Annotated in this window: 12 protein-coding genes; 5 read left to right on the forward strand and 7 right to left on the reverse strand. The window is 36.8% G+C overall.

Annotation, left to right across the window (positions count from 1 at the left end; all coding sequences use genetic code 11):
* Positions 1–7: 7 nt before the first annotated feature.
* Together AC5WOF_RS10125 and ndk are read left to right on the forward strand one after the other, a co-directional pair.
* Entirely contained in the window at positions 8–991 is a 984-nt protein-coding gene (locus AC5WOF_RS10125) for a polyprenyl synthetase family protein (RefSeq protein WP_496049831.1), read from the forward strand.
* Positions 992–1066: 75 nt separating this feature from the next.
* The gene (ndk, locus tag AC5WOF_RS10130) at positions 1067–1510 is read left to right on the forward strand and encodes a nucleoside-diphosphate kinase (protein WP_496049832.1); all 444 of its coding nucleotides are present in this window, start codon (positions 1067–1069) and stop codon (positions 1508–1510) included.
* A 187-nt stretch (positions 1511–1697) separates the two neighbouring features.
* Here ndk and AC5WOF_RS10135 read toward each other — a convergent pair whose 3' ends face one another.
* The gene (locus AC5WOF_RS10135; protein WP_496049833.1) at positions 1698–2312 is read right to left on the reverse strand and encodes a PH domain-containing protein; all 615 of its coding nucleotides are present in this window, start codon (positions 2310–2312) and stop codon (positions 1698–1700) included.
* Between the two features lie 367 nt (positions 2313–2679).
* Between AC5WOF_RS10135 and AC5WOF_RS10140 the strand changes: the two genes are divergently transcribed.
* Positions 2680–3585, forward strand: a complete 906-nt coding sequence (locus AC5WOF_RS10140) for an N-acetylglucosamine kinase (protein ID WP_496049834.1) — start codon at positions 2680–2682, stop codon at positions 3583–3585.
* Positions 3586–3853: 268 nt separating this feature from the next.
* On the opposite strand, the gene nagE is transcribed toward AC5WOF_RS10140, so the two are convergent.
* From nagE to AC5WOF_RS10170, 6 genes are all read right to left on the reverse strand, one after another.
* The gene (nagE, locus tag AC5WOF_RS10145) at positions 3854–5302 is read right to left on the reverse strand and encodes an N-acetylglucosamine-specific PTS transporter subunit IIBC (RefSeq protein WP_496049835.1); all 1449 of its coding nucleotides are present in this window, start codon (positions 5300–5302) and stop codon (positions 3854–3856) included.
* A 79-nt stretch (positions 5303–5381) separates the two neighbouring features.
* Positions 5382–7094, reverse strand: a complete 1713-nt coding sequence (gene ptsP / locus AC5WOF_RS10150) for a phosphoenolpyruvate--protein phosphotransferase (RefSeq protein ID WP_496049836.1) — start codon at positions 7092–7094, stop codon at positions 5382–5384.
* Between the two features lie 25 nt (positions 7095–7119).
* Positions 7120–7875 (reverse strand): glucosamine-6-phosphate deaminase, encoded by a 756-nt coding sequence (nagB, locus tag AC5WOF_RS10155; protein ID WP_496049837.1) that lies wholly within the window; start codon positions 7873–7875, stop codon positions 7120–7122.
* Entirely contained in the window at positions 7872–9050 is a 1179-nt protein-coding gene (gene nagA, locus AC5WOF_RS10160) for an N-acetylglucosamine-6-phosphate deacetylase (protein ID WP_496049838.1), read from the reverse strand. The genes nagB and nagA overlap by 4 nt, the downstream gene beginning before the upstream one ends.
* Before the next feature lie 15 nt (positions 9051–9065).
* Positions 9066–9221 carry a hypothetical protein gene (locus tag AC5WOF_RS10165; protein ID WP_496049839.1) on the reverse strand — a complete coding sequence of 52 codons (156 nt, stop codon included), beginning with the start codon at positions 9219–9221 and terminating at the stop codon, positions 9066–9068.
* A gap of 131 nt (positions 9222–9352) precedes the next feature.
* Positions 9353–10213, reverse strand: a complete 861-nt coding sequence (locus tag AC5WOF_RS10170) for a PRD domain-containing protein (protein ID WP_496049840.1) — start codon at positions 10211–10213, stop codon at positions 9353–9355.
* Between the two features lie 404 nt (positions 10214–10617).
* Here AC5WOF_RS10170 and AC5WOF_RS10175 point away from each other — a divergent pair, with 404 nt between their 5' ends.
* Positions 10618–11055 carry a MarR family winged helix-turn-helix transcriptional regulator gene (locus AC5WOF_RS10175; RefSeq protein ID WP_496049841.1) on the forward strand — a complete coding sequence of 146 codons (438 nt, stop codon included), beginning with the start codon at positions 10618–10620 and terminating at the stop codon, positions 11053–11055.
* 42 nt (positions 11056–11097) lie between these two features.
* Positions 11098–12681 carry a DHA2 family efflux MFS transporter permease subunit gene (locus AC5WOF_RS10180; protein ID WP_496049969.1) on the forward strand — a complete coding sequence of 528 codons (1584 nt, stop codon included), beginning with the start codon at positions 11098–11100 and terminating at the stop codon, positions 12679–12681.
* The last annotated feature ends 27 nt before the right edge of the window (positions 12682–12708 follow it).

Raw genomic sequence — 12708 nt, forward strand, 5'->3', positions numbered from 1 at the left:
TAACAGGGTGAGGAATTTGCGACTAGCAAGTATTTATAGACATATAAAAAAAGATCTAGAAGTAGTAGAAGATTTGCTAACCCAATCAATGGATACAGATCTGCTGGAACTACGCGAATCATCTACTCATCTGCTCCGGGCTGGTGGCAAAAGAATGCGCCCGGTTTTTGTACTGTTATCAGGAAGATTTGGAACATCATTGAACAAACAACAAGTGATTGATGTAGCAGTTGCTTTGGAATTAATACATATGGCAACATTGGTGCATGATGATGTGATCGACAATGCTTCATTGCGTAGAGGTCAGGAAACGGTTAAAGCGCGTTGGGATAATCGAGTGGCAATGTATACAGGAGATTATATTATTTCTCGTGCACTTCAGATTATTTCAGATATTACTATTCCACAAGTTCATCAAGAGTTGTCGAAGTCAATATCTCTCATGTGTCGAGGAGAAATTGATCAAATTCAAGATTTATATAATCCAAATCTTATCCTCAAACAATATTTATCTCGCATAAAACGTAAAACTGCACTTTTGATGTCCGTCAGTTGTTATTTAGGTGCCTTGGTAAGTCATGCTTCTCCTAAAGTAGTACGGCATATGAAACGATATGGGTATTATGTTGGTATGTCCTTCCAATTAACCGACGATGTACTTGATTTTACTGGAGATGAAGAGACTTTAGGCAAGCCAGCTGGAAGTGATTTAAAACAAGGCAATGTAACATTACCAGTAATATATGCATTGAAAAATTTACCCCTTGAAGAAAGGAAAGTTATAGAAGACTTTTTATCAACAAAGGGCCAAGAGCCGCTCAACGATGATGTACTTGATCTCGTGATAAAAGCAGGCGGAAATGAATTTACATTAGATTTATCAAAACAATATTTAAACAAAGCCTTACAAGAACTAGAAAAATTACCACCTACTCATGAACAAAATTTATTAAAAATGCTAGCAGAATTTATCGTTGGTAGAAATTATTAAGCGGAAATATTGCGTTTCTGATCTATGCTTGATACAATGTGGAACGTTATCATACATACTATTGGAGGATTTTTCATGGGAAAAACTTTTATTATGATTAAGCCTGATGGAGTACAACGTGGACTGGTAGGAGAAATCGTATCTCGTTTTGAAAAGAAAGGTTTTCAACTTTTAGGTGCGAAACTAATGAGTGTTTCAAATGAATTAGCTGAAAAACATTATGCTGAGCACAAAGAACGCCCTTTCTTTGGAGAACTGGTTGATTTTATTACTTCTAGCCCAGTATTCGCCTTTGTATTAGCAGGAGATAATGTAATTGCTACAGCACGTCAAATGATGGGGAAAACAAATCCTTCTGATGCGTTGCCTGGTACGATTCGTGGTGATTTTGGTATAAGTGTTGGTATGAACATCATTCATGGTTCTGATTCTCCTGAAAGCGCTGAACGTGAACTCGCCCTTTGGTTTCCAGAAGCAGAGCAAGTAGAATATGAGAAAACAATCAATCGTTGGGTTTAAGTGACGAGAAATTCGTTGAAGTAGGATATAACATATTTCGGAGTTTATGATATAGAGTTCCCCTGAGATGGGAGACTTTTCCACTAATATGTACAAAAGTTATCCTGTGAAGCGGAAATGAGCCAAAAGGCTCATATAATAGATTAGAAAGTTAGAAGACCAATCTATATAGATCGGTCTTCTATTTTTAGTTATTGATATATTCTTCAAATACAAATCCAAAATCTTTCACAACATAGGTTTGTTTTTTCTCTTTAAGCCAAGTAAAGGCAAATTCGTTTAGCTCTTTAAATTGGTTAACAACATTGCTTTCTTCACTTGTAATGCGGCTGAGTGTAGTAGAGGCTATGTTCAGGCTTTGTTCGGAAAATTGTAGATAGCTAGCGTTATCTTTGGTAATTTCGGCTATTTTAATTAATGCTTTGTATAAGTCTTTGACGTCTTCCAATTGTTTTTTTTGTACGTCAATGTGGTATAATTCAGATCCTAATTTAAACTTAAGTTCCACATCTAAGTCAACAGTTCCAGCGGTTTCCAATGAAACGTAGGAGATATGATTTTGATAATAATCATATCGATATAATGTACGTTTCTTGCTCACTGCACTTGTGCCATCTAAATGAATCAGTGCTTTATTTGTAAAGCAATACTCATCCGATTTGGATTTGATGAGGAAAAATATTTTCTCTCCATCTTCGTGCATGACATAGTCATCTGAGTCTACCTTATCATAATCAGCAGGTTTTATTACTGTCCCTACATTGCTTAAACCTAACACATCTGCAGCTACTTTTCCAAACATGAAACCAAACCTTTCACAGGAGATTGAGTCTTCACGATTTTCTTTTATTACAAATAAAAGTATATCACAGGTGATGATTTTATTTCTATTGAGTAGCTCGGATGAAAGCATAGACGAAGGGATAAAAATTTCTCTTTGAGTTTTAGGTTATAATTAGGTATGCTAAATTTAGTTCTTTTCATGTAATTTTAATAAGATATATTGGAATACCAAATGAAAGAATACGTAAATAGATAAACAAGAGAAATTGCATTGCGAGACAGGATGAACCATGATAAGAAAGTATAGTAAGAAAAATTCTTGACTAAGACGATTCTTACAAGTATAAAAAAACAGGCAAGAACTTTTGCTTTCAAGAAGAGGAAGGGTGTTCGAGTTGCAATATGTGATAGGCGTTGATGGAGGCGGTACCAAAACGATAGCAGTTGCTTATGATCTAGATGGAAATGTGTTGGGAGAGGGAAGAAGTGGTTTCAGTAATGTAATGGTTAATTTTAAGGAGGCAACCAAACATATTCTCGTAGCTATTGATCAAGCTCAAGAGAATCTTAGAAAAGAGGATTGCAAATATATCTATCTAGGGATTGCAGGCAGTGAAGGAATTGAGAATAAAGATGAACTCATTCAAATCATAACAAATGAATTCCAAACTAAAATAAGTGTAGTAAACGATTCGATTATTGCTCACGCAGCAATGTTAAAAGGTGAGGATGGAATTTTAGCGATATCTGGTACAGGTGCAATTGCAGTTGGGATCAAAGGAGATAAATGTGTTTTTAGTGGGGGATGGGGACATTTACTAGGAGATGAAGGTAGTGGTTATTGGATTGTGATGGAAGCTTTTCGTCAGATGATTATGGAGACAGATGAGTCTCTACCATTATGTCAACTGAGCAGCGCATTGTTAGATGAGATGGGCTATACAGATCCACAAGATATTAAGCTATTTGCGTATAGTAGACCAAAAGCTGAGATTGCAAAGCTAAGTAAAGTAGTAACACGTTTAGCTGATACAGGAGATGCTATTGCTGGCCGAATATTGTATGATGCAGGTCAAAAACTAGGAAGTATGACATGGAATTGTTGTAGAAAATTAGGTCATGACGATCCGATTACCATTGCTCTGAGCGGGAGTATTTTTGAACATATTCCACAAGTAATGGATAGTTATAAACAATATTTATCCAGTATCATTCAAGTTCCTATCACATTGGTGCTCGATGCAGTACCAGCTACAAAGGGTGCCTATTACTTAGCCACGAAGGAAATATAGGTTTGTGATTGAATAACTAACGATAAATGTAAGATAAAAAGGGAAGCAAGATTGGAATTTGAAAAATCATTCTACAACCTAATCCTGATGGTAACGGGGTTAGGTAATGAAAGATAAACAGATTACCGGCTTAACATCCTATGTTTTAAGTTGCAGGATGTTCAAAAGCATAAAAAATACCTAAGCAAGTAGAATGCCTAGGTATTTTTCTTCAGTGCAATTGGTATGGTTTTGCTGTAGCGTAAAAAGCTCTACTAGGGTTCTTTTGTTATAATAATTTCTTTATTTTATCTTTTATTTGTTCAGATTGGGTACCAAATACGATTTGTACTGCTCCTTTACCCAATTTCATGATACCTGCTGCTCCTAAGCTTCTCAATCCATCGTCATCAGTCAATTTATCATCTTTGACAACTAAGCGTAGTCGAGTGATACAAGCATCTACATCGACAATGTTTTCTTTTCCGCCCACCATAGTTAGAACTTTTGAGGCTTTATCATCCAAATTGGAAACGCTTCCAATTTCTTTGTCATTTTCCTCCATTTCATCTTCTCTACCAGGGGTCTTCAGGTTAAACTTTGTAATAATCAAACGAAATAGCAGATAATACACAACAGCAAAGATAAGTCCTATCGGAATCAAAAGTAATGGCTTTGTAGCTTTTCCATATGCTAAGAAATAGTCGATCAATCCTGCAGAGAAGCCAAATCCGATTTTAATGCCCATAGCAGTTACAATATATCCTGCAATACCAGATAAAATAGCGTGCAGTCCATAAAGTGCAGGAGCTACAAACATGAAAGCGAATTCAATTGGTTCCGTGATACCAGTCAAAAAGGCTGCTAAAGCAGAACCAATAAAGATGGATGAAATTAATTTCCTTTTTTCTGGTTTTGCAGTGTGAATAATGGCAAGTGCTGCTCCTGGAAGTGCAAACATTAAGATCGGATAAAATCCAGCCATAAACATACCAGCTGTAGGGTCTCCGGCAAAGTAGCGGTATAGATCTCCGTGAACGACTTTATGTGTGACAGGATCTGTAAAGCTGCCAATTTGGAACCAAGCAATGGAGTTTATAACATGGTGAAGGCCAAATGGGATGAGTAAACGGTTAAAGAATTGGTAAATTCCAGCGCCGATTGCTCCAAGGCTAACTACCCAGTTACCAAAAATATCAAGTGCATGTTGAACAGGTCCCCAAATCAGTCCAAAGAGTAGTGCCACAATAACCATGGTAAGGGAAGTGATGATCGGTACAAATCTTTTTCCACCAAAAAAACCCAACCAATCAGGAAGTTTAATATCATGATACCTGTTGTAGAAGTAAGCTGCTAACGCACCAGCTAGAATACCCCCTAGAACACCCATATCTAATTTTACATCATTTGCGATAAAACCAAAGGCAGTTGGTACTTTAGCTAATACATTGACTAAAATTTCATATGCCATGACAGCAGCCAAAGCAGCAACTCCATCACCTGCTAGTCCAAGTGCGATCCCGACAGCAAAAATAAGTGCGAGATTATCAAATATAGCGGACCCACCTGCTAATAAAAAAGGTGCAATGTACTGGTTTAGAAATCCTCCTACAGTAGTACCGAGATGAAAATCTTTGATGTAGTCTATCGCTCCAAATCGAAGCAAGATAGCTGCTGCTGGTAAACTTGCTACGGGTAGCATAAGAGATTTACCAATCTTTTGCAAAAATGCTAGCACTGAAGATACCTCCTTGTTTATGCATCATATATTTTCAGAAAGTAGTACCCATCAAAGACGGATACTACTTTAACTGACATTAATAAGAGGCTGTTATATATTCTAATACTTCTTTTGAAGTACCAAAACTTAGAGTCTTTTCAGCTGTTTGTTTAGCTTTATCTGTAGAAAGTTGTAACAGTTGATGCTTAACTCTAGGTAGTAGGGTGGGGGAAACACTGAATTCATCAAGACCCAAACCGAGCAATATCTCAGTCGCTTGTAAATCTCCAGCCATTTCCCCGCACATACCAGTCCAAATGTTATGGCGATGAGAGGCATCAATCACCATTTTAATCAGACGCAAAACAGCTGGATGAAAATGATCATAGAGATCTGTTATTTTCTCATTCATTCGATCTACTGCTAGCGTGTACTGAACAAGGTCATTGGTACCAATGCTAAAGAAATCAACTTCTTTCGCCAATTCATCTGCAATCAGACAAGCACTTGGAATTTCTATCATTACTCCAATTTCAATTTCAGGATCATAAGCGATATTTTCTGCTGTCAGTTGTTTTTTTGTTTCTTCTAAGATTCTTTTTACTTCTTGAATTTGTTCTAAGTGTGAGATCATAGGAAACATAATTCTTACTTTCCCATGAGCGCTCGCCCGAAGCAGTGCTCGAAGCTGGACTTGGAAAAGTTCTGGTCTGCTCAAGGAAATACGAATTGCTCGCCATCCTAGAAAAGGATTCATTTCTTCTGGTAAGTCAAAATAAGGAAGGTGTTTATCTCCGCCAATATCTAAAGTGCGAATAATAACTGGTCTATTTCCTAATTTTTTTACTACTTGGGAATATGCTTCATACTGTTCTTCTTCAGATGGAAGTGAAGTGCGATCCATAAAGAGAAATTCGCTACGAAATAGACCGATCCCCTCACCTCCTTGTTGTAGGACTTCTTCTGCATCTTGTGGTCCTTTTATATTTGCAACAAGCTCGATTTCATTTCCGTCGCGAGTTGTTGCTTTTTTATCTTTTAGCTTTGCGAGTTCTTCTTTTTCTTCTTTTTCTTCTTGTTGTTTTTCTTGGTATTTTTGAATCAATGATGATTCTGGATTGATATAAATTTCTCCAGTTGATCCATCGATAATAAGAATGTCACCAGTTTTTACTCCATTGGCCAGTTGATCGCCTACACCCATAATAGCTGGAATACCAAGAGAACGAGCAAGAATAGCAGCATGAGACGTTTTTCCGCCTTTGGCTACGATAATCGCTTCAACTCGTTCTCTAGGAAGTGTTACTGTCTCAGAAGGAGTGAGGTCATCTGATACCAAAATAAATGCTTCTTCCGTATCGATTGTTTGTTTATCGTTCTTACCTAATATGTTGGATATGAGTCTATTCGCGATATCTTTGATGTCTGTTGCTCGTTCTCTCATATATTCGTCATCCAAGGATTCAAAAAGCTGAACAAATTGATCTGCGGCCATCTGTACAGCGGAAGATACATCAATCAAATTGTTTTCAATACGGTTATTTATTTCATCTATAAATGCAGGATCTCTGAGTAATACCAAATGTGCAGACATAATAGAAGCTTGTTCTTCTCCTACCGACTCAAGTAATTGTTGGTGGAGTTCAGTAAGCTGTTCTTCTGTCTTGTCTAATGCTGTTTCTAATTTTTTTTGTTCAGAAGCGATTTGATCTTTCGTAATGCTTTTCTTTTCAGTGGTGACAGGACTATTTTGCAAAAATAAAGCTTTATTTATTGCGACACCTGATGAAACTGGAATTCCTTGTAGCATTTCTTATCCCTCTCATTTCTATTTGCTAATTTACCAATGCAGTGGAACGATATCTTAAGTTTTTGGCCACTTCGCTACTTACAAAAACAATCACATTTTCATGTAGTTGCAGAATGGAAGCTGGAATGTTCGGGTCAATCACTCCAGAAAACATTGCATTGAGTGCAGCAGTTTTTGTTTCATTGTTTGCAAGAAGTAAAATGGTTCTGGCTCTCATAATATTGCCGATTCCCATGGTGATAGCTTTTCGAGGAACCTCTCCTGAGCCATTAAAAAATCGAGCATTGTCGGTGATTGTTCTGCTAGTTAATTCTGTAATATGCGTTTCCAATGTCATTCTATCAGCTGGTTCGTTGAATCCAATATGCCCATTTGAACCGATTCCGAGTATTTGCAGGTCAATACGATCAATGTCTTGAAGTTGATGTTCATATTCTCGACAAGCTTTTCCAGCATCCTCAAACAAACCTTGTGGAAAATGAATGTTTGCTGCCAATATGTTAACTTTGGAAAACAAATGCTGATTCATAAAGTAATAATAACTTTGGGAGTGATCACGTGGTAAACCAACATATTCGTCAAGATTAAATGTAACAACATCAGAAAAATTGACTTTTGATTCTTTATACATTTTTACAAGTTCTTGGTATAATCCTAGTGGTGTACTACCAGTAGCTAGTCCAAGAACAGCATTCGGTTTTTTTCTGATGAGCTCAACAATATGTTTTGCAGCTTGCCTGCTCAATGATTGGTAATCTTCGAAAATAGCGAGTTGTATCAAAATGGATGATCCTCCTGATAAACGAACTGTCCCTCAATCATAGTAAGTTTCACGTTAAAACCATCAGACATTACTACTATATCGGCGTCTTTTCCTATTTCTAAACTACCTTTATGGTGATCAATTCCTAATTTTTTTGCAGGTGCAGTGGAAGCCATATATACTGCATCCACAAGTGATATACCGACTGTATTTGCCATATTTTGTACAGCTTTGTTTAAAGTTAAAGTGCTGCCAGCTAGGGCTCCGTTATCTAATCGAGCAATACAGTGATGAACATTTACTTTTTGACCACCCAAATGAAAAGTGCCATCTCCCATACCCACAGCACGCATACCATCACTGATCAATAGAAGCTTTTCTCTCGATTTTAGCTCAAAGACAAGACGCACAACGCTAGGGTGAACATGGACCATATCAGCAATAATGTCACACGATGACGCATGATTGATAAGAGCGCTTCCTACTACACCAGGTTCTCGATGATGTAACTCTCTCATTGCATTAAATAGGTGTGTAAAATGAGTAGCTCCAGCATCCAAAGCTTTTTTTACTTGCTCTTCCGTTGCGTCTGAATGTCCAATTGAACAAATGATACCGTTTTTGCTTAGGATTCTAATGGCTTCTATGGCATATGGTATTTCAGGTGCAATAGTAACCACTTTGAGCTTGTCTTGTAGTAAAGTTTGGATTTGTTCCAGCTTTTCATGAGTCGGATGTAAGATGTCTTCTTCTTTCTGGGCGCCTTTTTGCTTTGGACTTATAAATGGACCTTCAAGGTGGACACCAATAAGTCTGGCATAGGGGCTTGGATATTTTTGGTATTGTAATACAGCATGAATAGCTTGAATGACTTGATCCATAGGCATTGTCATAGTCGTTGCCAAAAAACTCGTTACACCATAACTGCTTAAACTTTTAGCAATTCCATGCAAAGATTCTACTTTGCCATCCATAACATCAAAGTTAGCATTACCATGGACATGTATATCAATCAATCCTGGGATAATCCAGCCATTAGGATAGTTCAAAACATGTATATCAGAATCTTTTTGAAGATCGTAATCTGTTTGGCTTCCAACAAAGACAATTTTAGTATTTTCTACGACAACAATACCTTCGTCCATGCAGTGATGTTTGGTGATTACCTTCCCTAAAAGAGCTGTTTTACTCATAGCATTTCTCCTACTTTAGGTGAATGGATAAATATCGTTTTTTCCAGCAACGATTTCGTTATTTATAATGACGAAAGGGGAAATGGTTGGATACCCAGTTGCTTTTATGTTAAGCATATCAAAATCAATTAGTTTTTCATCTTTTTTCACTTCATCTCCAAACTTGTACATATGGAGTAAAGTTATCACCTGTCATTTTTTGAGAAAAAACAGGAGCAGGAACTTGGTCTAATGTAACCAGATTGCCTGTAAGGGGAGTGGCAATCTGGTTAATTTTTTCGATCAAAACCATTTTGAGAACATCAAAAATCTTTTTCTCTTTGGATCAAGCGATCAATGTCTATTGAAAGTAAAGTGATTTCTTCCCTATTTGGAATTATCTCCAAACGAGTTTCTATTAAACAAAATAGTCTTTTGGAATAGGAATAAGCAACCGGTAAAGTAGATTCAATACTTCCAAGTAGGGAAGAGTTTTTGTTTATAGATTTTTTTTCCCGCTCAACAGCAAAACGAAAATTTGTTACGAATTGAAGATACTCTGTACTACTTCGATCAATGGAATGTTTTTGTTCCTTTTCCACCATCTCCACAAAATCTGCTAATAAGCTAGCAAAAGTTACGGTTCGATGGACAGGTACAAAATTTAATGCTGAATGAATATGTAGAGCTAAAAATCCTATTTCACTTTCAGGTATCTCCATATCAAATGTGTTGGAAAGTAACTCTGCTGCTTGAACGGCTAATGAAAATTCTTTGTTGTACAAGGTTTTTATCTCAAATAGAAACGGATTAATAATTTTTAATCCGTTTCGCATGCGATACAAGGCGAACTGAATATGGTCTGGCAATGCTAGGTGTACATACTCATTTATATTGTCTGTAAATTCTTTAGAGATAAGTCCGATGATTTCCTCAGATATACCAAATACATCTTTATCGACTTGTGTGAGTAAGTCCCGGTATTGAGCTAAATATTGTTCATCTTCTAAGTGAAATTTTTTCTCAATGCGGACATCGTTGTGTGGGAGGTGTGTGCCTTTTTTTTGTTGAAAGCCCAGTCCTTTTCCTAGCAAGATCGTTTCTTTATTGGATGATGGGTCTGTTACTAAGACAACGTTATTGTTAAATACATGATTTACAATATATGCGGGATCTTGGTTCATCAACAACACCTTACTTTATATGTGATTTACATATAAAAAGCCAAAAAAGATCTTTGTTTTTGGAGATCTTTTTTGGCTTATGCCTGCATTACCAGTAACACGCCAATTGAAAGCGTTTTAATTTCATACTACCAATATAATCTTTAAAATTGTATTTGTAAATTATTTTGCATATGGCAATTTTTCCATGTTCATAGCAATTATCTTTAACATTTATAATATTATTTTATTATTCACTCTAGATCAACCTCGGATTAAAGTAGGAATATTTAGTTAATTATTTATAATTAAAATTGTACTCTTGTAGTGGTTGACCATAGCGTTTTAGTAGCGTATAGTTAACTATATTAAATATTAAAGATATCAATAGTTTATATGCTAGGGATAAAAAAGGAGGGAATATAGTGGAGAATAAAGAGCTTGAACATTATGTAGAGAAACTGCAACAAATTTTCTTACTTACCATGAGACGAATTAGCAAACAAACTACAGATTGTGAGCCTAAATTAACAGGACCACAGTTCTATATACTTCAATTGCTTCGTAAAAAAGGTCGTAGTACTGTTTCTAGCCTAGCGGAAGAGATGACGGTTAAACCAAGTGCCATTACAGCAATGATAGATAGGCTTTTAAAGCAAGGATATGTATTGCGAGACCGAGATGAGCAAGATCGAAGGGTCGTTTTTATCCAGATATCAGAAGAAGGAAATAAAACATTGGATGAGACACTAGAGAAAAGAAAACAAGTGCTAGTGAAATACTTGTCACATCTTGATCGAGATGAATTAGATTCGCTTGTATCCATATTTAGAAAACTTTCTCGTGTAGACTCTAAGGAGTGAGCTAGTTTGAGTCAGAATTCAGCAAGTTTGCATGTTACAGAGATAGACGAAAAAAACTCAGGTAACGGCTTATTGATCACAGGGTTAATAGTAGCTATGTTATTTGCGGCATTGGATAATACGATTGTCGGTACAGCAATGCCGAAAATTGTTGGGGAGCTTGGCGGACTAGAATTAATGACATGGCTGACTACTGCATACATGTTAACCTCTACAGCAATTGTACCGATTGCTGGGAAGTTAGCAGATTTGTTAGGTCGCAGGGTTGTTTATTTATCGGGTATTTTTATCTTTATGATTGGCTCAGCTCTTTGTGGTATAGCTTCAACCATGGATCAATTGATATTTTATCGTGCACTACAAGGTTTAGGTGGCGGAGTTATGATGCCAATGGCCATGATCATTATTGGGGATATATTTACCGGGGCCCAGCGTGCCAAATGGCAAGGTGTTTTTGGTGGCATTTTTGCTTTAGCTTCTGTTGTTGGTCCTCAAGTGGGTGGCTGGATCGTCGATTCATTAAACTGGAGTTGGGTGTTTTATATCAATCTCCCTGTCGGCCTTTTGGCTTTTATCTTTATTGCCATGGGATTAAAAAGTCATAAAGCTGAAGGACCAGTTAAATTCGATATTCTTGGGATGTTTACTATGATCGTGGGTGTTGTCAGTCTTCTACTCGCACTCACATTTGGTGGGAATGAGTACTCTTGGGGATCCTGGCAAATTATTTCTTTGTTCGCTTTAGCTGTAGTGGGATTAGTAGCGTTTGTGATAGTGGAAAATCGTGCAGAAGAACCAATTTTACCTATGCATCTATTTAAAAATAGGACCTTTACGTTATTAAATGGAATTGGATTTTTGATGTCATTAGGAATGTTCGGTGCGATCATGTTTGTTCCTCTGTTTATGCAAGGTATCATTGGGATTAGTGCTTCAGCATCGGGAACAGTCATGACACCTATGATGTTTGCAATGATTCTAGCTAGTATTTTAGCAGGACAATTGGTAAAGAAGATTGGTATCCGTATTCAAATGATCATTGGGATGGCTGTGATGTCTTTTGGTTTTTATTTATTGTCTACGATGACAATGGAAACATCAAAGCTACAAGCAATGACAGATATGGTTATTCTAGGGTTAGGTATGGGACTCATTATGCCTTTACTTACACTTGCTCTTCAGGAGTCTTTTCCTAAGTCAGAATTAGGCGTAGTAACTTCATCAAGTCAGTTTTTTCGTCAAATTGGTGGTACTTTTGGGATGACCATTTTAGGTGCAATTATGAACCATAAATCATCTACTTTATTAACGAATCAATTGGTTCCGACGTTAGACAAATTGCCACCACAGGCACATGAGCTGGTGACACATATGAAAGAGCTGGTGGCAAATAATCCACAAGGGCTATATTCGATGCTGCTCAGTTCAGAAACGATGAACAAAATTCCTCAAGCGATGCAAAATATATTTGTACCTATTTTAAAGGGTACTTTAGTGGATTCTCTTCATTTGGTCTTTATTGTTGGATTGATTTTTGTTATTGCAGGCTTGGTATTTGCCCCATTTCTAAAAAATATAAAAATTTCGGATGATAAAGAACCGACAGAAGAGAAGAAGGCATCCTAATCTAAACTCCATATCAAATGGAGTTTT

It is taken from the genome of Shimazuella sp. NTD250, from assembly GCF_059510375.1.